General features: G+C 67.7%; 22 protein-coding genes. 12 read left to right on the forward strand and 10 right to left on the reverse strand.

Going from position 1 to position 26261, the window contains the following annotated elements; genetic code table 11:
• Positions 1–16: 16 nt before the first annotated feature.
• A complete protein-coding gene (locus AC06E9_RS14995) occupies positions 17–1159 on the reverse strand; it encodes a COG3904 family protein (protein ID WP_193222759.1) in 1143 nt (380 codons plus the stop codon).
• 176 nt (positions 1160–1335) lie between these two features.
• Between AC06E9_RS14995 and AC06E9_RS15000 the strand changes: the two genes are divergently transcribed.
• From AC06E9_RS15000 to AC06E9_RS15010, 3 genes are all read left to right on the forward strand, one after another.
• Complete coding sequence (locus tag AC06E9_RS15000) at positions 1336–2802, forward strand: AlkA N-terminal domain-containing protein (protein WP_478056328.1); 1467 nt, start codon at positions 1336–1338, stop codon at positions 2800–2802.
• Positions 2799–3290, forward strand: coding sequence for a methylated-DNA--[protein]-cysteine S-methyltransferase (locus tag AC06E9_RS15005; RefSeq protein WP_121041409.1), 492 nt, complete (start codon positions 2799–2801; stop codon positions 3288–3290). Before AC06E9_RS15000 ends, AC06E9_RS15005 begins: the two co-directional genes overlap by 4 nt.
• 75 nt (positions 3291–3365) lie before the next feature.
• A complete protein-coding gene (locus AC06E9_RS15010; protein ID WP_121041407.1) occupies positions 3366–4628 on the forward strand; it encodes an alkaline phosphatase family protein in 1263 nt (420 codons plus the stop codon).
• A gap of 69 nt (positions 4629–4697) precedes the next feature.
• Here AC06E9_RS15010 and AC06E9_RS15015 read toward each other — a convergent pair whose 3' ends face one another.
• Together AC06E9_RS15015 and AC06E9_RS15020 are read right to left on the reverse strand one after the other, a co-directional pair.
• Positions 4698–4880: a 30S ribosomal protein THX gene (locus tag AC06E9_RS15015; protein WP_019184443.1), complete on the reverse strand. Its 183-nt coding sequence runs from the start codon at positions 4878–4880 to the stop codon at positions 4698–4700.
• A 118-nt stretch (positions 4881–4998) separates the two neighbouring features.
• Positions 4999–5412, reverse strand: a complete 414-nt coding sequence (locus AC06E9_RS15020; protein WP_121041406.1) for a MerC domain-containing protein — start codon at positions 5410–5412, stop codon at positions 4999–5001.
• Between the two features lie 160 nt (positions 5413–5572).
• Between AC06E9_RS15020 and AC06E9_RS15025 the strand changes: the two genes are divergently transcribed.
• The 6 genes from AC06E9_RS15025 (at position 5573) to AC06E9_RS15050 (ending at position 13098) form a co-directional block, all read left to right on the forward strand.
• Positions 5573–7768 carry a TonB-dependent receptor gene (locus AC06E9_RS15025; RefSeq protein ID WP_478056329.1) on the forward strand — a complete coding sequence of 732 codons (2196 nt, stop codon included), beginning with the start codon at positions 5573–5575 and terminating at the stop codon, positions 7766–7768.
• Between the two features lie 115 nt (positions 7769–7883).
• The gene (locus AC06E9_RS15030; RefSeq protein WP_478056330.1) at positions 7884–8318 is read left to right on the forward strand and encodes a MarR family winged helix-turn-helix transcriptional regulator; all 435 of its coding nucleotides are present in this window, start codon (positions 7884–7886) and stop codon (positions 8316–8318) included.
• Positions 8315–9556 carry an MFS transporter gene (locus tag AC06E9_RS15035; protein ID WP_478056331.1) on the forward strand — a complete coding sequence of 414 codons (1242 nt, stop codon included), beginning with the start codon at positions 8315–8317 and terminating at the stop codon, positions 9554–9556. The genes AC06E9_RS15030 and AC06E9_RS15035 overlap by 4 nt, the downstream gene beginning before the upstream one ends.
• Before the next feature lie 100 nt (positions 9557–9656).
• Positions 9657–10223, forward strand: a complete 567-nt coding sequence (locus AC06E9_RS15040) for a TetR/AcrR family transcriptional regulator (protein ID WP_121041399.1) — start codon at positions 9657–9659, stop codon at positions 10221–10223.
• Positions 10220–11905: an MFS transporter gene (locus AC06E9_RS15045; RefSeq protein WP_121041397.1), complete on the forward strand. Its 1686-nt coding sequence runs from the start codon at positions 10220–10222 to the stop codon at positions 11903–11905. The genes AC06E9_RS15040 and AC06E9_RS15045 overlap by 4 nt, the downstream gene beginning before the upstream one ends.
• An 8-nt stretch (positions 11906–11913) precedes the next feature.
• Positions 11914–13098: an HlyD family secretion protein gene (locus AC06E9_RS15050; protein ID WP_478056332.1), complete on the forward strand. Its 1185-nt coding sequence runs from the start codon at positions 11914–11916 to the stop codon at positions 13096–13098.
• A 268-nt stretch (positions 13099–13366) separates the two neighbouring features.
• Here the strand turns inward: AC06E9_RS15050 and AC06E9_RS15055 are convergent, their stop codons facing one another.
• The 7 genes from AC06E9_RS15055 to creB form a co-directional block, all read right to left on the reverse strand.
• Positions 13367–13852 carry a Fur family transcriptional regulator gene (locus AC06E9_RS15055; protein WP_019184450.1) on the reverse strand — a complete coding sequence of 162 codons (486 nt, stop codon included), beginning with the start codon at positions 13850–13852 and terminating at the stop codon, positions 13367–13369.
• Positions 13853–13868: 16 nt separating this feature from the next.
• Positions 13869–15272, reverse strand: a complete 1404-nt coding sequence (gltX, locus tag AC06E9_RS15060; RefSeq protein WP_121041393.1) for a glutamate--tRNA ligase — start codon at positions 15270–15272, stop codon at positions 13869–13871.
• A 119-nt stretch (positions 15273–15391) separates the two neighbouring features.
• Positions 15392–16978, reverse strand: a complete 1587-nt coding sequence (locus tag AC06E9_RS15065; protein ID WP_121042183.1) for a M28 family metallopeptidase — start codon at positions 16976–16978, stop codon at positions 15392–15394.
• A gap of 100 nt (positions 16979–17078) precedes the next feature.
• Complete coding sequence (locus AC06E9_RS15070; protein WP_478056333.1) at positions 17079–17510, reverse strand: hypothetical protein; 432 nt, start codon at positions 17508–17510, stop codon at positions 17079–17081.
• A gap of 9 nt (positions 17511–17519) precedes the next feature.
• Positions 17520–18839: a cell envelope integrity protein CreD gene (gene creD / locus AC06E9_RS15075; protein WP_478056334.1), complete on the reverse strand. Its 1320-nt coding sequence runs from the start codon at positions 18837–18839 to the stop codon at positions 17520–17522.
• A gap of 92 nt (positions 18840–18931) precedes the next feature.
• Positions 18932–20389, reverse strand: a complete 1458-nt coding sequence (gene creC, locus AC06E9_RS15080; protein WP_152151690.1) for a two-component system sensor histidine kinase CreC — start codon at positions 20387–20389, stop codon at positions 18932–18934.
• 2 nt (positions 20390–20391) lie between these two features.
• A complete protein-coding gene (gene creB, locus AC06E9_RS15085) occupies positions 20392–21081 on the reverse strand; it encodes a two-component system response regulator CreB (protein WP_121041385.1) in 690 nt (229 codons plus the stop codon).
• Positions 21082–21126: 45 nt separating this feature from the next.
• Between creB and AC06E9_RS15090 the strand changes: the two genes are divergently transcribed.
• From AC06E9_RS15090 to mfd, 3 genes are all read left to right on the forward strand, one after another.
• Entirely contained in the window at positions 21127–21984 is an 858-nt protein-coding gene (locus AC06E9_RS15090) for a 23S rRNA (adenine(2030)-N(6))-methyltransferase RlmJ (RefSeq protein ID WP_121041383.1), read from the forward strand.
• Positions 21985–22110: 126 nt separating this feature from the next.
• Positions 22111–22656 carry a GNAT family N-acetyltransferase gene (locus AC06E9_RS15095; RefSeq protein ID WP_019184458.1) on the forward strand — a complete coding sequence of 182 codons (546 nt, stop codon included), beginning with the start codon at positions 22111–22113 and terminating at the stop codon, positions 22654–22656.
• 78 nt (positions 22657–22734) lie between these two features.
• On the forward strand, positions 22735–26202 hold the full coding sequence (gene mfd / locus AC06E9_RS15100; protein ID WP_461770862.1) for a transcription-repair coupling factor: 3468 nt from the start codon (positions 22735–22737) through the stop codon (positions 26200–26202).
• Positions 26203–26261 lie beyond the last annotated feature (59 nt).

Raw genomic sequence — 26261 nt, forward strand, 5'->3', positions numbered from 1 at the left:
GGGCGTGAGTCCTCCGTCAGTTGCGCTCGGCCGCCTCGGCCGGCGCCGGCCGGGCATCGCCCAGCGTCTGCTCCACGGCATCCGGCTGACCGGGCGCGGTGGTGGCCGGCAGCAGCGTGGAGACATCGATCTCCGACAGCGGACTCTCGTCCGGACAGGTTTCATCCGGGAAACCGAAGCGCTGCTTCAGAGCCTGCCCACAGCTGTTGACGGCCTCCAATTCACTGCCTTCGCGCTTGCACTCCTGATCGAAAGCGACCAGGAACGCGTCCTTGCGGCGGACGAACGCATCGCCGCATTTGCGCATCTGCTTGATCCGTTCCAGGTCATCCTGCACCGCGTTGGTGCCATCCAGCCCGAACTGACGCAGCTCCTCGGCGGTGAGCAGGCGCAGGCTGCGGTTGGGCACGGTCATCATCAGATCGGCTACGCCCACGGCCACGCCGTTGCGCTGCAGGTAATCCTTGACGTTGTCGTACACCTCATGGAGTTCGCGGTTGAGCTCGGCACGCGAGGTGGCCTTGGAGCTGATCCGCATCATGCGGTGGATGCCGACCTTGCCCGATACCAGCCGGTTGTCGCCGGCAGCCAGCACGAACACGCAGGCGCTGTGGCAGACCGAGCCTTCGCGCACCCAGATGGTCCAGTTGGATTCGCCGATGCGATCCCCCGCCACGATGGCGGCTTCGACCTGGCCACCACTGGAATCCAGATCAAGGATGCGCCGGGAAATACGCTGCGCATCGGCGACCACGGCCAGCCGCGCGACCAGCTCGGAGAAACCGGGATTGATCTTGCCCACATAGCGCACGCGCAGCAGGCCACGTTCGGCGCACGGCTGCAGCGCGGCATCGATGCTGGCCCGATCAAGCGCCTCCAGCGGCGCACCATCGCCCGCGTCGCCGGCATAGTCGGTATCGCAGCTGATCCACGCCTTGCCGTTTTCCAGGGCCGCGTCCGGCCAGCGCAGGTCACCGCGCTTGGGCGCGGGCGGTGGCGGTGGCGGCGCATCGGCCGCGTTGATCGAGACCATGTGGTCGCCATCGGCGGTCTGTGCCCGCACGGCCTTGTCGGCGGCGGTGACATTGCCCGGGTTTTCCAGCTGGCTGCAACCGGCCAGACCCAGACACAACAACGGCAACCACCACGACTTGAGCAACATGGACAACCCGGAATCCTTGCGAGGGGGAATGCGCGGCAAAACCAGCGCAGAGGCACAGTCTAGTGCGCGACCGCCGCGGCGCGGCAACCTGTCCTGAACCGGGCGACCCGGGGCTGGCATTGGCGTCCGAAAATGGCGAGCCAGCCCTGCTCACCGGGCATAGACTGGCCCCCATGGAGACCGCCCTGCCCCTGGACCACGCCGCCTGCGAAAGCGCCCGCCTTGCCCGCGATGCGCGCTTTGATGGGGTGTTCTTCACTGCCGTGCGCAGTACCGGCATCTACTGCCGACCGGTCTGCCCGGCACCGGCGCCGAAGCCGTCCAACGTCACTTACTACCCCACGGCTGCCGCAGCCGCGGCCGCGGGTTTTCGTCCCTGCCTGCGCTGCCGCCCCGAGTTGGCCCCCGAGGCGCAGGACGCACTCAACAATGAAACGCTGCAGCGCGCGCTCGCCCTGATCCACGATGGCTATCTGCAGGACCAGCCGGTCGCCGATCTGGCCACCCACGTCGGCTTGAGCGCCCGCCAGCTGCAGCGCCTGTTCGTGGCCCGGCTCGGTGCGGCGCCGGCGCAGATCCACGCCACCCGCCGGCTGTTGTTGGCCAAGCAACTGCTCACCGAAACCGCCTTGCCGGTCACCGATGTCGCGATGGCCTCGGGGTACAACAGCCTGCGCCGTTTCAACGCGGCCTTTCTGGATGGCTGCGGGATGCCCCCGACCGCGATCCGCCGCCAGCGCGGCACGCTGACCGAGGGCGCACTGACCCTGCGCCTGGGCTACCGGCCGCCGCTGGATTTCACCGCGATGCTCGGCTTCCTGCGCCGCCGCGCCATTCCCGTCATCGAGCAGATCGACACGGACAGCTACCAGCGCGTGATCGGGCCGCCCGAGCGCCCCTCACTGCTGCGCGTGACCGCCGATCCACGGCGCCCGGAGCTGTTGCTGCACCTGGGCCAGGTCGATCCGCGTGCGATTCCGGGCATCGTGCGCCGCGTACGCCGCATCTTCGATCTCGATGCCGACCTGCGCATGGTGCACGCGACGCTGGCGCAGGAACCACTGCTGGCGACGGGTATCGCACAACGCCCCGGGCTGCGCGTACCCGGCGGCTGGGATGGCTTTGAAGTGGCCGTGCGCGCGGTGCTTGGCCAACAGGTCAGCGTGGCGGCCGCCGCCACGCTGGCACGCCGGGTGGTGGACCGCTTCGGCGCCACCCTGGAGGGCATGCCGGAGGGACTGGACCGTCAGTTCCCCTTGCCGGAGGTGCTGGCACAGGCACCGCTGGAAACCATCGGGCTGCCGCGCACCCGCGCGGCCACCGTGCGTGCGGTTGCGCAGGCGGTGGTCGATGGGCGGCTCGATTTCCGCGCCGGCCAGTCGCTGGCTGGTTTCGTGGCGCGCTGCGTCGCCTTGCCCGGCATCGGCCCATGGACCGCGCATTACATGGCACTGCGTGCGCTGGCGCTGCCCGATGCGTTCCCGGCCGGCGATCTGGTGCTGCAGCAGGTGCTCGGTGGTGATACGCGACTGAGCGAACGCGCCACCGAGGCCCGCTCGCAGCCGTGGCGACCGTGGCGTGCCTACGCCGTTCTGCATCTGTGGCATCTGGCCACACCGTCTTCGGGAGTTACCTCATGACCCTGCTCTACGACACCTTCGACAGCCCGATCGGCGCGCTCACCGTGGCCGGTGACAGCCAGGGCATCCACCACATCCTGTTCGAGAACAACCGTTACGACGCCAAAGGGCGCGAACACTGGCAACGCGACGCCCATGCACTGCGGGACGCACGCGGACAACTGCTGGAGTACCTGCGCGGTGAGCGCGTGCGCTTCGATCTCCCGCTTGCCCCATACGGCACGCCGTTCCAGCTGCGGGTGTGGAAGGCGCTGGCCGATATTCCGTTCGGCCAGACCTGGAGTTACGTGGCACTGGCGCGGCACATCAACCACCCCACCGCCAGCCGCGCGGTCGGTGCCGCCAATGGCCGCAATCCACTGCCGATCGTGCTGCCCTGCCACCGCGTGATCGGCAGCAGTGGTGCGCTCACCGGCTTCGGTGGTGGCCTGGAAGCCAAGGCTGCGCTGCTGCAACTGGAAGCACGGCACGATTCGCTGTTCGCGTAACCGGGCATACGCCGTGGGGTGGCGTATGCCATCGGTTGTCTTCGACGCGTCACCGCCACGCACTATCATGTCGTGATGATTTCCGTCCGCCTTCCACTGGCGCTTGCCGCCGCTCTTTCGCTGGCCGCGTGCGCGACCGCACCCTCCACTCCACCTGACGCCGTCGCGGCGACTGCTGTCCCGACGGCGCCAGCCACTACGCCCAAACTGTTGCTGGTTTCCATCGACGGCCTGCGTGCGGACATGCTCGACCGCGGCCTCAGCCCCAACCTGTCGCGGATCATCGCCGGCGGCGTGCGTGCGGACTGGATGACGCCCTCATACCCGGCGCTGACCTTCCCCAACCACTACACGATCGTGACCGGGCTGCGTCCGGACCACCACGGCATCATCCACAACAGCATGGAAGAAGCCGAACTGGGCAGCTTCCGCCTGCATCTGCGCGAGGCCGTCACCGATGCCCGTTGGTGGGGGGGCGAACCGATCTGGGTGGGCGCTGAAAAAGCCGGCGTGCATACCGCGACCCTGTCCTGGCCCGGCAGCGAAGCGGCCATCCAGGGCGTGCGGCCCAGCCAATGGCGGGTGTACGACAGCACGGTGACTCTGCCTGACCGTGTCGATCAGGTGTTGAGCTGGCTCGGCCAGACCGACGCGCAGGCACCACGCCTGGTCACCCTGTACATGGAACAGGTGGATCACGCCGGGCATGACCACGGCCCGGAGTCGTCCGAATACGCCGCCGCCATCGGCGAGGTCGACACCGCGATCGGCCGCCTGTTGGACGGGCTGCAGGCACGCGGTCTGGCCGACAGCACCAATCTCATCGTGGTGTCCGACCACGGCATGGCCAGCGTGCCCGAGGGCCAGGTCATCGCCACCGAAGACATGGTCGATCCGTCGATCGCCAAGGACGTATCGGTCGGCCAGTCAGTCGGCTTCGCGCCGTTGCCGGGCAAGCAGCGCCAGGCCGAGAAGATCCTGCTCGGTGCGCACGCACACTACGACTGCTGGCGCCGCGAGGCCCTGCCGGCGCGCTGGGCATACGGCCGCCATCCGCGCATTCCGCCGATCCTGTGCCAGATGCACGAAGGCTGGGATGCGTTGACCCGCGACCGCATCGCCACACGCAAACCCGGCAACCGCGGTTCGCACGGTTACGACAACGCACTGCCCTCGATGCGCGCGGTGTTCATTGCCCGTGGGCCGTCGTTCCAGCAGGGCAAGACCCTGCCTGGGTTCGACAACGTGGATGTCTATCCCCTGCTGACCCGTCTGCTGGGTGTCCCGGCCGCCCCCAACGATGGCGATCCGGACCGCCTGCTCCCCGCATTGCGCTGAGGCGATCCCGTCGCGCAGGCAAAAAAAACGCGGCGCAAGCGCCGCGTTTTCATGACCTGCCTGGCTGGATCAGCCGGCCTTGGCCACCGCTTTCTTGGCAACGGCCTTCTTGGCCGGCGCCTTCGTCACGGTCTTCTTGGCAACCGGCGCAGCTGCGCCCACGGCCGCCTTGCTCACGACGTGCGAACGCGAATTGCCGTAGCTGGCATTGAAGCGCTTGCCCTTGGCGGTCTTGCGGTCACCCTTACCCATGTCGTAACTCCTTAGTCTGAATGCTGCGAAATCTGATTACCCCGTACTGACACGGGTTCGGCGGGGCCGCCCTCTCAGGCGCCCCCGCGCACGATCGGAAAGCCTACCATGCGCGCTCTCAATGAGCACAGCTGGCGTCATGGACGTGGCCATGGTTCAGGCGCAGATTCACCAGATGGGCCACGCCAACCAGGACGCCGCCCAAGGTCATCACCACCGCATGCGGCACCGCCGAGTGGTGCAGCGGGCCGTACAACAGGCCCGCCCACAACGCGGTCAGGCCCGGGATCAGGAAGCCCAGCGCGCGCAGCGCGCCATGGCGGCGCCAGCCCCAGACCAGGCTGAACAGGCCCAGCAGGGTGACGAAACTCACCAGCGCCAGCTCCACGCCGTCACTCATCCAGACCGACAGACCCAGCGACGGCGCAGCCGCCAGCAGCACCGGGAGCACAGCGCAATGCACGGCGCACAGCAGCGAGCCGGTGGCACCGAAACGATCCAGCAGATGGCGAACACGAGCGAACAGGGGCATGACTTCCAGCAGGGTCGGCGAAGCGTTATGGAATAATATAACATCAATCCTGACGCGCACCCTTGCCTCCCCCCCTGACTTCCCTTCCCCCCGTCCCGTTACGGGATTCGCGCGCCCCACCATTGATACATTGTAACAATTGACCGAAGGCCCTTGCCCTATGCGCTCCAGCTCCCTCCTGCTCAAACCCCACGCCCTGTCCCTGGCCCTTGCCGCCGCGATGCTGCCCTCGCTGGCCATGGCCGCCGATGATGCCGGCAACCACCGCGACCGCCACCTGACCGAGCTCTCCACCGTGAAGGTCACCGCCTCGCCGCTGCAGGGCGATGCCGAATCGCTGGCCCGCCCGGTGGATGTGCTGGCCGGTGAGCGCCTGGACGAGCAGAAGGCCGGCACCCTCGGCGACACCGTGGCCAAGCTGCCCGGCGTGCAGAGCACCTTCTTCGGCCCCGGCGTCGGCCGCCCGATCATCCGCGGCCAGGAAGGGCCACGCGTGGCAGTGCTGTCCAACGGCATGGGCAACATGGATGCCTCCACCGTCAGCGCCGACCATGCCACCAGCATCGAGCCGTTCCTGGCCGATCAGATCGAGGTCCTGAAGGGCCCGGCCACCCTGCTGTTCGGCAGCGGTGCGATCGGCGGCGCGGTCAACGTGGTCGACGGCCGCATCGCCCGCGAACTGCCGGACCGTCCGCTCAGCGGCCGCGCCGAACTGCGCGGCAACTCGGTCAACGACGAGCGCAGCGGCATGTTCCGCCTGGATGGTGTCAGCGGCAACGTGGTGCTGCATGTGGACGGCCTGGTCCGCAACGGCGATGACTACCGCATTCCCGGTTACGCGGTGATCGATGGCCTGGAAGATCACAGCGGCCACGATTACGAGGAAGGCGACACCGACGAACCGCGCCGCGGCCGTCTGGACAACAGTTCGATCCGCACCCGCGCCGGCGGCGTCGGTGCCACATGGCTGGGCGACGAAGGCTACTTCGGTGTATCCGCCAGCACCTACCGCACCAACTACGGCATTCCCAACGGCGCGCACGTGCATGCCGACGACGACCATGGTCATGACCACGATCACGACCATGGCGATGAGGAAGAGGGCGAGGAGCATGACGTCCGCATCGACATGGTGCAGAACCGCTTCGAAGCCAAGGGCGGCATCTACCAGCCCACCTCGTTCCTGAAGAACATCAGCCTGCGCACCGCCTACACCGATTACGAGCACACCGAACTCGAAGCCGGCACGCCCGCCACGCGCTTCACCAACCGGGGCATCGAAGGCCGCCTGGAAGCCGTGCAGGAACAAATCGGCGGCTGGGATGGCGCCTTCGGCCTGCAGTTCGGCAACAGCGACTTCGGCGCCAAGGGCGAAGAAGCCTTCGTGCCGGATACCGCGACCAAGAACATCGGCCTGTTCGTATTGCAGGAAAAGCAGTTCGGCCCGTTCAAGCTGGAGCTCGGCGGCCGCCATGACCAGGTCAAGCTGGACCCGACCGGTGATTACCGCGCCCGCACGTTCGACGCCACCAATCTCTCCGCCGCCGGTATCTGGACGCTCAACGACGCCGTCGACCTGCGCTTCGGCATCGACAGCTCCGAGCGCGCCCCGACCAACGAAGAGCTCTACGCCGCCGGCGCGCACATCGCCACCCGCTCGCTGGAGATCGGCGATGCGAACCTGAAGACCGAACGCGGCCAGCGCGTCGAGCTGGGCATCCACACCCACAGCGAGCGCGTCGATTTCTCCGCCTCCATCTACCAGACCAGGTTCAAGGACTTCATCTACCTGGCCGACACCGGCGTGGTCGAATCGCTGCCGGTCCGGCTGTGGACCCAGCAGGACGCCACCTTCAAGGGGGCCGAAGCCGAAGCCCTGTTCCATCTCTTCGAAGGCAACGCCGGCGACTGGGACCTGCGCGTGTTCGGCGATTACGTCAAAGCCGAACTGGATGGCAGCGGCAGCCGCAGCGTCGACATCGCCGTCCCGCACGGCGACCACAACCACAACTACACGGTGGATCTGGCCAACACCGGCTACCTCCCACGCATCGCCCCGGGCCGGGTCGGCGCGGACCTGCGCTGGGCCAAGGATGGCTGGCGCGCCTCGGTCGGTGCCGTGCGCTACAGCAGCCAGAAGGACGTCGCCCAGAATGAAGAGCCGAGCAACGGCTACACCCTGGTCGATGCCCACGTCGCCTACCGCTGGGACCGGACCGACAGCAACAGCTACGAAGTCTTCCTTGACGGCAGCAACCTGACCAACCGCGAGGTCCGCCCGCACACCTCCCTGCTGCGCGACTACTCCCCGCTGCCGGGCCGCGGCGTGGCATTCGGGATCCGCGCGTACTTCTGATCGATTCACTGGGTGGTTGCTTGACCCGAGGGGGCCGAAAGGCCCCCTTTTTTTGAGCTTGACGCACTACGTGCATATGCACGTATCATCCAGCCACCCACCCCGGCACACGCCCATGGACCCGCTGACCCAGAGCCCCTGCACCTGCTTCCGCCTGCGTCGCGCGGCACGCCGGCTCTCGCAGATCTATGACGCCCACCTCGCCCCCGCCGGGCTCAGCCTCAACGCCTACTCCATCCTGCGTCGCGCCCCCGCACCGCGGCAACTGGGCGATCTGGCCGAGGCGCTTGGCATGGACCGCACCACGCTCACCCGCAACCTCAAACCGCTGCTCACCGCCGGCTGGCTTGAACAACGCCGCGGCGACGATGCCCGGCAACGCCTGATCGTCATCACCGCTGCCGGCAAGGCCTGCCTTCGTCGCGCGCGCCCCCTGTGGCAACGGGCGCAACACGAAGTGGAAACCACCTTCGGGCCCACGCCGACCGCCCGGCTCAACGCCCTGCTCGACCAACTCGACCACGCCCTGCCCACCGGAGCCGACGCATGAGCACGTCAACCACTGCCACCCGCGCACCCTCAATGCACTGGGGCCTGCTGGTCGCAGCCTCCGCCATCCTCATGGTCACCATGGGCGTGCGCCAGACCTCCGGCCTCTACGTGGACCCGATCCACCGCGGCACCGGCGTGAGCATCGTCGAGATCAGCTTCGCACTGGCCATCGGCCAATTCGTCTGGGGCGCGGTGCAACCCGTGTTCGGGGCCATCGCCGACCAGCGCGGCGCGTTGCCCGTGCTCATCTTCGGTGCCCTGCTGCTGGCGGCCGGGCTGCTGCTCGCACCGCTGCTGACCAGCCCGCTGGGCATGACCTTCACCCTCGGCCTGCTGATGGCCGCCGGTGCCGGCGCCGGCAGTTTCTCCGTGCTGATCGGCGCGACCGCCCACCGCCTGCCGGCCGAAAAGCGCTCGTTCGCCGCCGGCCTCATCAATGCCGGCGGCTCGCTGGGCCAGTTCGTGTTCGCGCCACTGGTCCAATGGATCATCGGCACCGCCGGCTGGGCCCGCGCCATGATCACGATGGCCGTCATCACCCTGCTCTCGGTGCCGCTGGCCTGGCCGCTGCGACGTCGCGCGGGCGACCATGCGCCCACCGCCGGCGCCACCGATGAAGGCGGGCTGCGCGCACAGTTGCGCGTCGCGGTGCGCGATCGCAGCTATTGGTACCTGCATCTGGGCTTCTTCACCTGTGGCCTGCACATCGCCTTCCTGGTCACCCATCTCCCCGGCGAAATCGCGCTGTGCGGGCTCTCGCCCACCGTCGCCTCGTCCTCCATCGCGCTGATTGGCCTGTTCAACGTCGCCGGCAGCCTGATCGTGGGCGCCCTCGGCCAGCGCTACCGCATGAAGTACCTGCTGTTCTGGATGTACGCCAGCCGCGCCGTGATGATCGGGGTCTACCTCGTTGCGCCGCCTACCCCGCTCACCTTCTACGTGTTCTCCGCCGCGCTCGGCTTTACCTGGCTGGCGACCGTTCCGCCCACCGCCGGGCTGGTCGGCAAGCTGTTCGGCCCGCGCTACCTCGGCACCCTGTTCGGCCTGACCCTGCTCTCGCACCAGTTGGGCGGTTTCTTTGGTGCATGGCTCGGCCGCCTGGCGCTGGCGCACACCGGCAACTACCTGTGGATGTGGTACGCCGACATGGGCCTGGCCGTGCTCGCCGCGTTGATCAATCTGCCCATCCGCGAAGCCCGGATGGGCGGCTGTCACGGCGTGCCCGCGCCGCGCTGAGCTCACCCGCCCTCGACATTGCCCAGCGCGCGCCAACCGCGGTGCGCTGAAAGCGACGCAGGCCCTTTCCCGCCGGACAGTTCTGTCCGATGATGCGCGTATGCCTACCCAACGTGCCGACGCGGCCGCCCGCCGCGCCCAGATCCTCGACGCTGCCGATGCCGTGTTCGGTCAGCATGGCGTAACCGCCCCGCTGGACCTGGTGGTCGAGCGTGCCCAGGTCGGCCGGGCCACGCTGTACCGCAACTTCCCTGACCGCGCCGCACTGGTCGAGGCGTTGCTCCAGCGCACGGTCAACCGCATTGCGCGGCAGGTGCAGACCCTCGGCGACCGCGACGACGCATTGTTCGACGTCCTCGAAGGTATGGCCAACCGCATCGTCCAATCGCCTGCCCTCTCCGATTACTGGCGCGCGGTCGATCCTGATCAGATCCCGATCCGCGCCGCCCGCGAAACGATCGTCGAACTGCTGCGCGAACCGATCGCCCGCGCGATCGCCGCCGGCCTGTGCCGCCCCGATCTGGAAACGACGGACATTTCACTCATCTCAGGCATGCTGGGAGCCGCGCTGCGTGGCAAGACGCGTGACGAACGCGCCCGGCTGGCCACGCGCGCCCTGCAATTGCTGCGTGGCGGATTGCGGGGGCCTGCCGACGGGGAGGGATGATGCCGCAGTACCTCAAGCCGGTTCCGGACTGGGAGGAGCACGAAAAACCGACGCTGCCGGGCTCGGCGTCGATGCCGTGGCATCCGCCGCACCGCCGCCTCGCCTACGCCCTGGTCGCGCTGCTGGTCGGCATCACCGGCGGCCTGGGCAATGCCCTGGTCAGCGCCAACCTGCCGTTCCTGCAGGGCCAGCTCGGGCTCACTCCGGCGCAGGGCAGCTGGCTGGTGGCCGCCTATGCGATGGTCAACGTGACCGCCAACCTGCTCGCCTTCAAGTTCCGCCAGCAATACGGCATCCGCCTGTTCGCCGAGATCGGGCTGGGCCTGTACGCCGCGCTGGCGGTGCTGCATCTGTTCGTCGGCACCTTCGAAACCACCGTGCTGATGCGCGCGGCCAGCGGCTTCGCCGGTGCCGCCTGCAGCACCCTGGGCACGCTGTACATGCTGCAGTCGCTGCCGCGCAAATACACCGGCAACCTGCTGGTGATCGGCGTGGGCATCTCCCAACTTGCGGTACCGATCGCGTGGCTGGTCTCGCCGGGCCTGGTCGACACCGGGCAGTGGCACAACCTGTATCTGTTCGAGGCCGGGCTGGCGCTGTGCGCGTTCGCCGCCGTGGTGGTGCTCAAGCTGCCGCCGGGGGCGCAGATCAAGGCGTTCGAACCGCTCGACTTCCTCACCTTCGCGCTGCTCGCCCCTGCCGTCGGCCTGCTGGTGGTCGTGCTGGCGCAGGGCTACACCCGCTGGTGGCTGGATACGCCGTGGCTGGGCTGGGCGCTGGTCGCCTCGATCGCGCTGTCCACCACCGGCTTCATCATCGAGCACTACCGCCGCAACCCGTTGCTGCAGACGCGCTGGCTGGCCAGCCTGCCGGTGATCCACTTCATCATCGGTGCGTTCCTGATCCGCTTCCTGACCACCGAGCAGTCCTATGGCGTGGTCGGCCTGATGCGTACGCTCGGGATGGGCCCGGACCAGATGCGCCCGTTGTTCGCGGTGATCCTGGCCGGCGTGATCACCGGCATGGCCGCCAGCTCGCTCACCTTCGGCCCGAAGCGACTCATTCCGCAGTTGTTGATGGCCATCCTGCTGCTGGGCAGCGCGGCCCTGCTCGACCAGAGCCGCACCAGCCTGGATCGCCCGCACGACTTCTTCGCCAGCCAGTTCCTGGCGTCCGTCGGCGCCGGCATGTTCATGGGGCCGCTGATCATGCTCGGCATCACCCAGGCGCTGAAGCAGGGCGTGGACCACATGATCACCTTCCTGGTCACGCTCTCCATCACCCAGACCCTGGGTGGCCTGGCCGGCTCGGCCGTGCTGGGCACCTACCAGCTGCACCGCGAGCAGGTGTACTCCGGTGCGCTGGTCGGCCAGCTGGATCCGGCTGACAACGTGGTTGCCCAGCGCTTGAAACAGCAACAGCAGCTTTACGCCAGGCTGATCACCGACCCGGTGCAGCGCAGCGCGCAGGGCACCGCGCAGCTGGCGCAGATCACCCGTCGCGAAGCCAACGTGCGCGCGTTCAATGACGTGTTCGCGCTCAGCGGCCGCGTGGCGCTGGTCTTCCTTGGCTGGTTGCTGCTGCTGGCGGTGCGCACCGCCGTGCTCAAGCAGTGGCGCAAACGCCACGCGCCGACACCTCCCCATTCCGCGCCGACGCCCGCCAGCGTCGCGCCCCGATGAGCCCGCCCATGTCGACCCAACCCCCGCACGACGATACCGCCCCGGAAAACGTCAACCCACCGCCGCCGACCGACGCTGCGCCCGCCCCTGCGCCACCACCCGCGGCGGCCCCCTCTGGCGTGCCCAAGTACCTCAAGCCGAGCCTGCGTGCGGTGATCATCATGATTGTGATCGCCCTGATCGGCATCGCGCTGATCCTGCGTGCCTGGTCACTGTGGCCGTTCGAGACCTCCCGGGTGACCACGGACAACGCCTACGTGCGCGGCCAGATCACCGTGCTCGCGCCGCAGGTCAACGGCTATGTCACCGAGGTGCTGGTCAAGGACTTCCAGCACGTCAAACAAGGCGAACCGCTGCTGCGCATCGACGACCGCATCTACCGCGAGAAGGTCGTCCAGGCCGAAGCCGACCTGGACAGCGCCAAGGCCGCGCTGGCCAACTCCGACCAATCCCAGGCGCAGAACCGCGCGCAGATCCAGGCCGCGCAGGCCAACCTGTCTGCTGGCCAGGCCGAGCTCTCGCGCTCGCGGACCGAACTCAAGCGCTACGAAGAACTCGCCGACCAGCAACTGGTCGCCCTCAACGACCGCGACAAGTTCCGCACCACCACGCAATCGGCGCAGGCCAGCGTGCTGCAGTCGCAGGCCCAGATCCGCATCGCCGAAGAAACCCTGACCTCTACCCAGGTCGCCCGCAAAGGCCTGGAAGCCCGCGTCGAGACCGCCCAGGCGCAGCTGGAACTGGCGAAGATCGACCTCGCCAACACCGTGATCCAGGCGCCGCGCGACGGTCAGGTCAGCGAAGCCTCGGTGCGCCTGGGCCAATACGTCACCGCCGGTTCGCAACTGCTGTTCCTGGTGCCCGATGCCTTGTGGGTGGTCGCCAACTTCAAGGAAGGCCAGACGTGGAAGATGCGCATCGGGCAACCGGCCACCTTCTCCGTGGATGCCTTCGATGGCCAGAAGCTGCACGGCCACATCGAACAGATCGCCCCAGCGACCGGCTCGGAGTTCGGTGTCCTGCGTCCGGACAACGCCAGTGGCAACTTCACCAAGGTCGTCCAGCGCCTGCCGATCCGCATTTCCATAGACCCCGATCAGCCGCTGGCACCGCGTCTGCGTCCAGGCATGTCGGTGATCGTCAAAGTGGATACCGCCGCCGAAGGGCACGAGCCGGCCGATGCGAAGCCGTGATGCGTCTGCGCGCAGAACGCCAACGCCTTTCCCCACCCCAGTCCGGAACCGTCGGGAAGCGAGTTGGGCAGCCTGGAACGGGACCGTTGGAGCGGCATGGATGCCGCTCACGAGCCCCCAAGGATGGGTTTACGGCGCGTCCCGCTCCAGGTTGCCCGGCTCGCTTCCGCAGCGGGAAACAGAGTGGCTGCTTTCGCAGCAGAAACGAAAAAGCCGCGCAGATGCGCGGCTTTTCAACATCAACAGCGTACCGACCAACGGTCGGTACCTACCCCGCACACCGCGCGCACAACCCATGCACTTCCAGCGTCTGCGCCTGCGGCTGGAAACCGAGCTCCTTCGCCCGCTTCTCCAGCTGGCTGACAATCTCCTTGTCCTCCAGCTCCACCGCACTGTGGCAACTGTTGCAGATCAGGAATGGCACCGAATGCTGCGCACTGCTCGGATGGTGGCACGCCACGAACGCATTCACCGATTCCAGCTTGTGCACGAAGCCATTGGCCATCAGGAAATCCAGCGCGCGGTACACCGTCGGCGGGGCGTCGGCACCGACGCCCTTGCCGTTGCGCACCCACTCCAGCAATTCATACGCCTTCACCGGCTTGCCGGCCTCGGCAATCAGGCGCAGTACGTTCGCGCGGATCGGGGTCAGCCGCAGCCCGCGTTCCGAGCACACGCGCTCGACCACCTTCACGAAGTCTGAAGCGTCGTGAACGTGATGGTGCGGAGCGGTACAAGCGGTTTTTGCGGACATGCGCGGTCTCCTGTGGTCAGGCCGTCGGTACTTTAGTGAGTGCGACCTCGATGCGTTTCAAGGCCTCTTCACGCCCGGCCAGGAAGACCGTCTGCGAGATGTCCGGGCTGACCTGGGTGCCGGTGATGGCCACGCGCAGCGGCTGCGCCACCTTGCCCATGCCGATCTCCAGCGCCGTGGCCACGTCATGCAGCGCCGCCGACACGCTCTCCACCGTCCACTCGCCGGCCGCGCCCAACAGCTCGCGGGCCTTGCCCAGCGCCAGTTCCGCGCCGGGCTTGAAGTGCTTGGCCACCGCGGCTTCGTCGTACTCGGTCAGCGGCTGGTACCAGACCACCGCCTTCTCGGCCATTTCCTTCAGCGTCTGCACGCGGTCGCGCAGCGCCACCACCACGTCCGCCGGCGCAGGACCAGCGTTCAGGTCCAGGCCCAGCTTGTTCAGCTGGTAGACCAGGTGCGGGGCGATGTCGGCCGGCGCTTCCGTCTTCAGGAAGTGCTGGTTGACCCAGCCCAGCTTGGCCATGTCCAGGCGCGCGGCCTTGGAGTTGCAGTGGGTCACATCGAACAGATCGATCAGCTCCTGGCGGCTGAACAGCTCCTGGTCGCCATGCGACCAGCCCAGGCGGGCCAGATAGCTGAGCAGTGCGTCAGGCAGGTAGCCGGCGTCCTTGTACTGCATCACGTCGGCCGCGCCGGTGCGCTTGGACAGCTTCGCGCCCTGCTCGTCCAGGATCATCGGCATATGGCCGAACTTCGGCACGGGGGCGCCGATGCCCTCATACAGATTGATCTGGCGCGGGGTGTTGTTGATGTGGTCGTCGCCGCGGATGACCTCGCTGATGCGCATGTCCCAATCGTCCACCACCACCGCGAAGTTGTAGGTGGGGAACCCGTCCGGGCGGAAGATGACCATATCGTCCAGTTCGCTGTTGGCGATCTCGATACGGCCCTTGATCAGGTCGTCGAACACGACCGTGCCCTCCAGCGGGTTCTTGAAGCGGATCACGCGGTTCGGGTCATCCTTGTACGGCAGGCCCAGATCGCGCGCGGCACCGTTGTAACGCGGCTTTTCCTGCTTGGCCATGGCGGCCTCGCGCATCGCATCCAGTTCTTCGCGGGTCTCGTAGGCGTAGTAGGCCTTGCCATCGGCGACCAGCTGCTCGGCCACTTCCAGGTAACGGGCCACGCGCTGGGTCTGGTAGATCGGGCCTTCGTCGTAGCCCAGGCCCAGCCACTCCATCGCCTCCAGGATCGCGTCGATCGCGCCCTGGGTGCTGCGCTCGCGGTCGGTGTCTTCGATGCGCAGCACGAATTCGCCGCCACGGTGACGGGCCTCCAGCCAGCAGTACAGCGCCGTGCGGGCGCCACCAATGTGCAGGTAGCCGGTGGGACTGGGGGCAAAACGGGTGCGGCAGGTCATGGAGGGCTCAGGGCGGGAAACGGAATCCCGGCAATTTTACCCCGCCCCGGCCGCAAACCGGGCACTCCCTGCCCGGCATGGCGTGGGCAGCCCTTTCCAGGCCGCCCACGCGGTAGCCCTCAGGGCGTCAGCAACGGCTTGCGCGGCAGCTTTTCATCGCGCATGGCCGCGTTGTAGACGAACGAGGCCACGATGGCGGCGGCCTGCTTCAGGTCTTCCGGCTCGGCGTGGTCCCAGGTGTCCAGGTTGCTGTGGTGGACGTTGGTGAAGTAGTCCAGGCGGTCCTGGATGAACTGGAACCCGGGCAGGCCGACGCGATCGAATGCGATATGGTCGGTGCTGCCGGTGTTGCGGGTGGCCACGGTGGTGGCGCCCACATCGTGGAATGGGGCCAGCCACGCTTCGAAGATCGGCACCACGGCCAGGTTCTCCTGCGCGTAGATGCCGCGGAAGCGGCCCGAGCCGTTGTCCATGTTGAAGTACGCCGAGAACTTGTCGTAATCACGCTGGCGCTGCAAAGCGCCGGTGGGTTCACGCATCGAGGCCGGCAACGTGAGCTGCGCCGGGTCGGTCGGCTCGGGGTAGCGCGCAAAGTGCTTGGACACGTAGTCCTGCGAGCCGATCAGCCCCTGCTCCTCGCCACTCCACAGCGCCACGCGGATGGTGCGCTTGGGCTTGGCACCCACCGCCTTGAGGATGCGCATGGCTTCCATCATCACCGCCACGCCGGCAGCGTTGTCGGCCGCACCGGTGCCGGTGTGCCAGGAATCCATGTGCGCGCCGAGCATCACGATCTCATCGGCCTTGCCACTGCCGCGGATCTCGGCCAGCGTGTTGTAGCCGGGCTGGTCCTGCGTATCGGTGAAGCGGGCTTCGACATTCACGCGCAGCTTGACCGCCTGCTTCTGGTCGACCGCCCGCACCAGCTGGTTGTAGTGCTCGGCCATCATCGCCAGCTCGGGCACGCCGACCGGTTCACCGGCCTTGCGCGAGCCACCGCCACCGACACGGATGATGCCGTTGTCCCAGCCGCTGATGCTGATCGTGGCCAGCACGCCCTGCTCGGCGAAGAAGGCGTTGGTGGCGCGGGTCAGTTCCTGCTTCTCCAGGTATTCCTTGGCCTTCTTGGCACGGTCGGCCTTGGCATCGGCGACGTCCTTGGGCACCGCGAACACCTGCAGCTCGGCCAGGCCGGCATCATCGTGGCGATGCGAATCGGACTTGGTGGCCCGTTCGTAATCGCGTGCATCGTTGAGCAGCAGGATCCTGCCGGCGAGCTTGCCCTTGTACTGATCCAGGTCGGCGAGCTTCTTGATCTCGACCTTGATCACCTCGCCCTCGACCGGGCCGTTGGTGCCCGGGGTCCAGGCCTTCGGCAGCGCATACAGCGGCGCCACGCGCGGGCTCAGCAGTTCCACGCTGGCGTTGCTGAACTCCCAGCCGCGGCCGAACGCATCGAAGGCTTCGTCATGGACGTTGACCAGGCCCCACTCATTGAACTTGCTGCGGGTCCAGGCGTTGGCCTCGCCCATCGCGGGCGAATTGGTCAGGCGCGGGCCGATCTGCTCGGTCAGGTGGCTGAAGGTCGCCATCACCTGCGACCGGTGGAAGGCTTCCTGGCGGATGCGGCTGACCATGTCCAGGTCCACCGTTTCCTTCGTCTGTGCATCGGCGACGCCGCTCAATGCCAATGCCACGCTCAACATGCCCCACTTGAACACGATTACCCCTGCCTCTCGGCCAGACCACGAACAATCCCCGAGTCTATCGGGCGTTGTCCCGGTGCCCCCGGGCCAAGAGTCATGGTCACGCCATCCAGCCGTACCAGAGCTGGCCACGGCCAGGCAGGATCAGCAACCAGCGGCTGCGGTCTTCCGAGGCGCTGGCGTAGACCGCTGCATGCGCCGGCCAGCCCGCAGGCAACCCGCGGATGCCGACCTCACGCAACGCCTGTGCACCCTCACGCCACGGCCGATAGTCGCCACACCAGTGCGGCAGCGGCAGGCGTCCGCGCGCCTGCCGTGCCTGTTCCAGAAAGCGCAGCCCGTGCACGGTGATCGCCTCGCAGGTGGCCGGTGCCAAGCCGAAACGCAGCAGCCCCGGCGCTGCCGGCACCCCAGGCAGTGCCCTCAGCGGTGACGGCCATCCCGAGGCCTCGCCCTCCAGCAGCGAGGCCACCTCCAGCCGGGCGGGCAGCGCCCGGCGCACACGTTCGTGCAGACAGCGGTGCAAGCTCATGTCCGTTCCTCAGCTCAGCCGCGCGCCGAGTTCATACCAATCGACCCGGCGGGTCACCCACATCACCGCGGCCAGCACGCCGAACAGCAGCAGCGAGCCCATCAGCAGCGCGTTGTTCTCCGAGATCAGCAGCCCATACAGCGCGCCATACAGGGCACTGAGCATCACCGCGAAGCCCAGCCCGCGTTTCCAGCTCTTCAATACGCCGGACAGATACACGGTCTGGATGCCGATGCACGCCAGTGCCGAGAGCGCATAGGCCTGCCAGAACGCGATGTGCTCGGAGAGGCTGAGCAGCAGCAGGAAGAAGATCGCCAGCGCCAGGCCGACCATCAGGTACTGCAGCGGGTGGATGCGCAGCTGCTTGATCAGCTCGAACAGGATGAAGCCGACGAAGGTGAGCAGGATGAAGAGGATGCCGTACTTGCTGGCGCGGTCGGCCTGGGTATACACATCGACCGGATTGACCAGCTCCACGCTCACCGCTTCAGCGTCGATGTCCGGGCGGTTGCGCAGCTGGTGCTGGGCACGCGAGGCCAGCGAAGACACCGCCCACTGGGCGTCGAAACCCTGCGCGTCCACCTTGCGTTCGTTGGGCAGGAAGCTGCCACCGAACAGCGGGTGCGGCCACGGCGAGCGCAGCGCGATGCGGCTGTCATCGCCCACCGGCACCACCGACAGCGACCGGGTGCCATCCAGCACCAGCTCCAGTTCGACCTTGCTGCCATTGAGCACGCCACCCCGTTCATCCGCCAGGCCCGGCAAGCCGACATGCAGGCCGGTGCCGATGCCACTGACGCCGCCGGCATCGGGCAACAGCGTCACCGCGTTGCCATCCACGCGCAGGTTCGGCGAACCGACCAGGCCGCGCACATCGGCGATGCCCACGGTCAGGAAGGGCGTGCCATACACGCGGCCTGCTTTCACCGGGTAGTCGTCATCGGCGAACGCGGCGCTGATCGTGGCCTTCCAGCTATAGACCGGCACGCGGAACAGGCCGACACGGCGCTCGTCCGGCTGCATCACGCCGTCCACCGTGAGCGTGGCCGGCATCTGCAGCCACTGGCCCTGCTCGACCTGCTTTTCCTTCTTCTTGGTGCCGGCCGCATCCACCACCTCGACCTCGCGGGTCTCGGTCCACGGCACCACCCGGATCGGGCCGGTCAGAATCTGCGCGCCGGCGCGGCTCTGCGCCACGCGCTGGTAAGCCTCGTCGCGGTACGCCTCACGCTCGCGGATCACGCCCTTGATCAGGCTCAGCGGAATCAGCAGCAACAGGATCAGCCCGCCGACAATGGCGAACCGCAACAGCATCTTCAGGGATTTCATGACCCGTCCTCGGTTGGGAGGGGGCCAGCTTCCCGCGCGCCGGTGTGCGGGGTTTGTGCCGAGTTTGAAGTCTGTGTGAAGTGCGGCGGCGGTCAGCGCCGCGGCGGTACCGAAGGCAGCCGCAACGGCAGCCACAACACCGCCTGCGCACCGCCGCCATCGCGGTTGCGCAGGCTCACACGGCCGCCGTGCAGGCGGGCCACTTCCTGCACGAACGACAGGCCCAGGCCGGAGCTGCGCTGGCCGGTGCCGGGCCGTGCCAGCGAATAGAAGCGCTCGAACACGCGATCAAGCGCGTAGTCCGGCACGCCACTGCCGCGGTCGGCCACGGTCAGTGCGATGCCCTCACCTTCCGCACCAGCACCGAGCGTGATAGTGCTGCCGGCCGGTGAGAAGGCCACGGCATTCTCCAGCAGATTGTTGAGTGCCTGGCGCAGCAGATAGCCATCGCCCTGCACGCTCTCGGCCTGCGCCTCCACCGCGATCGTGACCCCGGCGGCCTGCGCACGCACCGCCACCGCGTCGGCGGCGGACTCCAGCAACGCCGCCAGTGCAAGCCGCTCGTGCTTCTGCAGCCAGCCGTACTGCTCCACCTCGGCCAGCGCCAACAGCTTGTCGATGGTTTCGGTGAGGCGCTGCGCCTGGCCTTCGATACTGCGGGCGAAATGCGCCCGATCCGCGTCCGGCAACGGTTCCTGCAGCAGTTCGGCCGCGCCGCGGATCGCGGCCAGCGGGCTCTTCATTTCATGGGTCAACGACTGCACATACTGCTCGACGTAGGCCTTGCCTTCCAGCTTGCGACGCATGGTTTCCAGCGCCTGGCCCAGATCGCCGATCTCATCGCGGCGCGGCTTCGGCGGCGGCACCGGCTCACCGGCGCTGACCGCCTTGGCATAGCGATTGAGCCGGTTCACGCCGTGCATCAGCCACGCGGTCATCAGCAGGCCGATCAGCGCCGAGAGACCGATCAGCCAGGCACCGCGCTTCATGATGGCGCGCTGGCTGGCGGCGATGAAGGGATCGATGCTGCGGTTGGGTTGGGCCAGGCTGAGCACACCGATCAAGCGGCGCCCATCGGCCGGATCGAAGATCGGCGCGGCCACGTGCATCACCGAGTGGGTGTCGTCACCGGGGGTTTCCGGACTGGAGCGCGCGCCGTACTCGCCGCGCAGCGTCCGGTAGACATCGTTCCAGCGTGAGTTGTCGCGCCCCACATCGCGGCCGGTCGAGTCGTACACCACGATGCCCTTGGCATCGGTGATGGTGACCTGGTAATCCAGCGTGCGCTTGGGAAAACGCCACACCATCGCTTTCGGGTCGCGGCGCTTGGCACGCGCCAGATCGGCGACGAAGCGGCCGTCGCGGATGTGCCCGGCCTTGAGGTCGGCCGCGGCCATTTCCGCCAGCACGTTGGCTGCATCGACCAGCGTGGACTCCATCGCCTGGCGCACGCCGGGCTTCACTTCGTTGACGAAAATGCGCATCACGAAGAACGCGGCGATACCCACGATCAGGAAGAAGCCCAGGAACAGTTTCAGGCCCAGCCGCATGCCTACACCTCCAGTGCGTAGCCCAGGCCACGGTGGGTACGGATCGGGTCGGTCTCGGCACCGGCGGCACGCAGCTTGGCGCGCAGGGTTTTGACGTGGGTATCGACGGTGCGGTCGGCGCTGTCGGCGTCACTGTCCCAGCCGCGGTCCATCAGCTGGGCGCGGCTGAGGATCGCGCCGGGGCGCTGCAGCAGGGCCGCCATCAGCGCGTATTCGTAGCGGGTCAGGTCCAGCGGCTGGTCACCGAAGCGGATCCGGCTGCCCTCGCGGTCGATCGAGAAGCGCCCGAGCTGCTGCCAGCCGGTGGTGTCGGCAGGGGCCGCGGACCGGCGCAGGCGCGCGCGCACCCGCGCCACCAGCTCGCGCGGCGAGAAGGGTTTGGCCATATAGTCGTCCGCCCCCAGCTCCAGGCCGAGCACCCGGTCGAACTCGTCATTGCGGGCGGTCAGGAAGATCACCGGCACCTCGCTGAAGGTGCGCAGCGTGCGACAGACCTCGAAGCCGCTCATGTCCGGCAGGCCCACATCCAGCACCACCACATCGAAGGCGTGCTGGCGCAGCCGGGCCAGCGCCTCACCGCCGAGCAGGCAATGCTGGGCGCCGTAGCCTTCACTGCGCAGTGCATACAGAACGGTATCGGCGATGGCGGTTTCGTCCTCGACCACCAGGACGTTGTGCAGGGGGTGGCTCATGCGCGCAGCATAGCCGCTGGGCCCGCCGCCCCGTACACTGCGCCGATGAATTACCGCCACGCCTTCCATGCCGGCAACCATGCCGACGTGCTCAAGCACATCGTGCAGCTTGCCCTGCTCGACACCTTCAAGCGCAAGGACAGCCCGTTCTTCGTGCTGGACACCCACGGCGGCGCTGGCCGCTACCTGCTGGCCAGCGAGGAAAGCCGCAAGACGCTGGAGGCCGAAGACGGCGTGATGCGCCTGATGGCCCAGCCGCAGCTGCCCGCGGTGGTGGAGCGCTACCTCAAGGCGGTCCAGGCCGACAACCCGGTCGGGGCGATGATCAGCTACCCCGGCTCGCCGCTGCTGACCGCCCAGACCCTGCGCGAGCAGGACCGCATGGCCGTGTGCGAAGTGCAGGATGCCGAAGCCACGGCGCTGAAGGCACTGTTCGCCCATGACAGCCGGGTGGCCGTGTATCACGCCGATGGCTATGCCCAGAACAGGAAGCTGCTGCCGCCCAAGGCCAACGGCGTGAAGATCGGCCGTGGGCTGGTCCTGATCGACCCGCCCTACGAGGGGCAGGACGCCGAATACCAGGCCATCCTGGCCTCGGTGACCGAGATCCTGGGCCGTTGGCCGCAGGCCAGCTTTGCGATCTGGTTCCCGATCAAGCAGCGCCGGACCATCCTGCACTTCCTGCGCAAGGCGTGTGCCCTGCCGGTGAAATCGGTACTGACGGCCGAGCTGCTGATCCGCCCGGACGACTCCCCGCTGCGGCTCAACGGCAGCGGCATGCTGCTGCTGAACCCGCCGTGGCAGTTCGACCAGGTCCTGGCCCCGGCCATGCCGGCGCTCAAGCAGCACCTGGGCGAGGCCGGCGCCTCGACCCGCCTGCAGTGGCTCAAGCAGGCCGAATGACCCCCTGAATCCAGGCCGGAACCCCGGCCTGGCCGGCGCCTCCCGTCCGGCGCGGCGTGAGTGATCCGTTCACGGAACGCTGCCCCCGGGATGCGAGAATCCGAAGACCACCAAGGAATCACCGGTATGGCTACCCGTAACCGCATGCCGCCCTGGCACGAGATTTTCAAGGCACCCAGTGGCCACGAGCTGCTGATCCGCCCCATCCGGCCGGAAGACGGCCCGCCGCTGCATGCCGCCTTCAGTCTGTTCGGTCCCGAAGAAATCCGCGACCGCTTCCTGCAGTCGGTGACCGAACTGTCGCCGGAAACGACGCAGCGCCTGACCCATCCCAATCCCAAGAGCGAAATCACCCTGGTCGCAGCCGAGTCGCTGCCTGCCGGTGAAGCCGTGGTGGGTGCGGTCGCGCGTGCCTCGATCATCCCCGGCACCCGCGAGGCCGAGTACGCGATCCTGGTCAGCCGCTTCCTGGTCGGCCAGGGCCTGGGCCGGCAATTGATGCGCAAGCTGGTCAAGTGGGCGCGCGGCAAGTACCTGGATCGTCTGTACGGCGATGTTGCCGAAGAGAACGAGCCGATGAAGCAGCTGGCCGCCTCGCTGGGCTTCCAGCCGATCCCGCACCCGAACGGTACGCCGGGCCTGGTGCGCATGGTGCTTGAACTCGACAGCTGATGACGGGCGGCCGGGCGCTGCCCGGCCGCCGCCGGATGACGCGGCCGCCAGGCTGCGGTCTGCTAAAATCGACGGTTCATGTCACGCACTTCCTATCCCGTTCCGCCGCTGCCACGTCCTGGACAGCTCCGCGCCTGGTGGCGCGCTCCCGCTTCGGCCACAGCGCTGGCGTGGTACATCGCCCGCGCGGCGCAGTCGCACGACGGGCCGTTGCTGGTGGTCGCGCGCGACAACCATGGCGCGAACCAGATCGAAGCCGATCTGCACACCCTGCTCGGCAGTGCCGGCGACGTGCCGATCGTGGCCTTCCCGGACTGGGAAACCCTGCCCTACGACGCCTTCAGCCCGCACCCGGACATCATTTCCCAGCGGCTGGCCGCGCTGCATGCCCTGCCTGCGCTCAAGCGCGGCATCGTGGTGGTGCCGGTGCAGACGCTGCTGCAGCAGTTGGCACCACTCAAATACGTCATCGGCGGCAGCTTCGACCTGACGGTCGGCCAGCGCCTGGATCTGGACGCGGAAAAGCGCCGCCTGGAATCGGCCGGCTACCGCAACGTGCCGCAGGTGATGGACCCGGGTGATTTCGCCGTGCGTGGCGGCCTGCTCGACGTCTACCCGATGGGAGCCGAGGCGCCGCTGCGGGTAGAACTGCTCGACGAGGATATCGATTCGATCCGCGCCTTCGATCCGGAGTCCCAGCGCTCGCTGGACAAGGTCGAGGCGGTGCACATGCTGCCCGGCCGTGAAGTGCCGCTGGATGATCTCAGCGTCTCGCGCGTGCTCAACACGCTGCGCGAGCGCTTCGATGTGGATACCCGGCGCAGCGCGCTTTACCAGGATCTCAAGGCCGGTATCGCGCCGGCCGGCATCGAGTACTACCTGCCGCTGTTCTTCGACAAGACCGCGACCCTGCTCGATTACCTGCAGCCCAACGTGCTGCCGGTGCTGGCGCCGAACGTGTTCGATGCTGCAGCCGCCTTCTGGGCGCAGACGCAGAACCGCTACGAGCAGCGCCGTCATGATGTCGAGCGCCCGCTGCTGGCGCCGGAAGAGCTGTACGCCAGCCCCGAACAACTGCGCGCCACGCTCAACGGCCTGGCCCGCGTCGAAGTCTGGCCGCTGGATCACGACCGCATCGGCGATGCACAGCCGCTGGGCGACCAGCCACTGCCGCCACTGCCGGTGGCCGCCCGCGATGCGCCGGCTGCCGAGGCACTGAAATCCTTCATCGGTCATTACCCGGGCCGGGTGCTGATCGCCGCCGATTCCGCCGGCCGCCGCGAAGCCCTGCTGGAAGTGCTGCTCGCCGCTGAGCTGAAGCCGCCGGTGGTCGCCGATCTGCCTGGCTTCCTGGCCGACGACAGCGTGCGCTTCGGCATCACCGTGGCGCCGTTGGAAGACGGTTTCGCGCTGGAAAGCCCGCCGATCGCGGTGCTGACCGAACGTCAGCTGTTCCCCGAACGCGCCGGCCAGCAGCGCCGCAGCCGCCGGGCCGGGCGCGAGCCGGAAGCGATCATCCGCGACCTCGGCGAGCTCAGCGAAGGTTCGCCGATCGTGCATGAAGACCACGGTGTCGGTCGCTACCGCGGCCTGATCGTGCTCGATGCCGGCGGCATGCCCGGCGAGTTCCTGGAAATCGAATACGCCAAGGGCGACCGCCTGTATGTGCCGGTTGCCCAGCTGCACCTGATCAGCCGCTATTCGGGCGCCTCGCCGGAAACCGCGCCGCTGCATTCGCTCGGTGGCGAGCAGTGGACCAAGGCCAAGCGCAAGGCGGCCGAAAAGGTCCGCGACGTCGCCGCCGAGCTGCTGGAAATCCAGGCGCGTCGCCGTGCCCGTGCCGGCCTGGCGCTGCACGTGGACCGCGCGATGTACGAGCCGTTCGCGGCCGGGTTCCCGTTCGAGGAAACCCCTGATCAGCTGGCCGCGATCGACGCGACCCTGCGTGATCTGGCCAGCAGCCAGCCGATGGACCGTGTGGTCTGCGGTGACGTCGGCTTCGGCAAGACCGAGGTCGCCGTGCGCGCCGCGTTCGCCGCCGCCAGCGCCGGCAAGCAGGTCGCCGTGCTGGTGCCGACCACCCTGCTGGCCGAACAGCATTACCGCAATTTCCGCGATCGCTTCGCCGATTGGCCGCTCAGGGTGGAGGTGCTGTCGCGCTTCAAATCCACCAAGGAGATCAAGGCCGAACTGGAGAAGGTCGCCGCCGGCACCATCGACGTCATCATCGGTACCCATCGCCTGCTGCAGCCGGACGTGAAGTTCAAGGACCTCGGTCTAGTCGTGGTCGATGAGGAACAGCGCTTCGGTGTGCGCCAGAAGGAAGCGCTCAAGGCGATGCGCGCCAACGTGCACCTGTTGACCCTGACCGCCACGCCGATTCCCCGCACGCTCAACATGGCCATGGCCGGGCTGCGTGATCTGTCGATCATCGCCACCCCGCCGCCGAACCGGCTGGCGGTCAAGACCTTCATCACCGCCTGGGACAACGCGCTGCTGCGCGAAGCCTTCCAGCGCGAACTGGCGCGTGGTGGCCAGCTGTACTTCCTGCACAACGACGTGGAGAGCATCGGCCGCATGCAGCGCGAGCTGGCCGAGCTGGTACCCGAAGCACGTATCGGCATCGCCCATGGGCAGATGCCCGAGCGCGAGCTGGAGCGGGTGATGCTGGACTTCCAGAAGCAGCGCTTCAACGTGCTGCTGTCGACCACGATCATCGAATCGGGCATCGACATCCCCAACGCCAATACCATCATTATCAACCGCGCCGACCGCTTCGGCCTGGCCCAGCTGCACCAGCTGCGTGGCCGCGTGGGTCGCTCGCACCACCGGGCGTACGCCTACCTGGTGGTGCCGGACAAGCGCGCGATGACGCCCGATGCCGAGAAGCGTCTGGAGGCCATCGCCTCGATGGACGAACTCGGGGCCGGCTTCACCCTGGCCACCCACGATCTGGAAATCCGCGGTGCCGGCGAGCTGCTTGGCGAGGACCAGAGCGGCCAGATGGCCGAGGTCGGCTTCAGCCTGTACACCGAGCTGCTCGAACGCGCGGTGCGCAGCATCCGCCTGGGCAAACTGCCGGACCTGGATGCGGGCGAAGAGGCGCGCGGTGCCGAGGTCGAACTGCATGTGCCGGCCTTGATCCCGGACGACTACCTGCCCGACGTGCATACCCGCCTGACCCTGTACAAGCGCATCAGCAGCGCGCGTGACAGCGCTGAGCTGCGCGAACTGCAGGTGGAGATGATCGACCGCTTCGGCCTGCTGCCGGACCCGGCCAAGCATCTGTTCGCGATCGCCGAGCTCAAGCTGCAGGCCAATGTGCTGGGCATCCGCAAGCTGGAGCTGGGCGAGAACGGCGGCCGCATCGTGTTCAATCCCAAGCCGGAGATCGACCCCATGGCGGTGATCCAGCTGATCCAGAAGCAGCCCAAGCTGTACGCGATGGACGGGCCGGACAAGCTGCGCATCAAGCACCCGTTGCCGCTGCCGGAAGACCGCTTCAGCGCCGCCAAGGCCCTGTTGCTGACCCTCTCCCCGCGCTGATTTCACGCCTGGCGTCGGTCGCCAGGCGCTATCGTTCAAGGGGCAGGCGCCACGTGGCG

The sequence above is a fragment of the Stenotrophomonas sp. Steno-Z10-BAI genome (assembly GCF_056393115.1).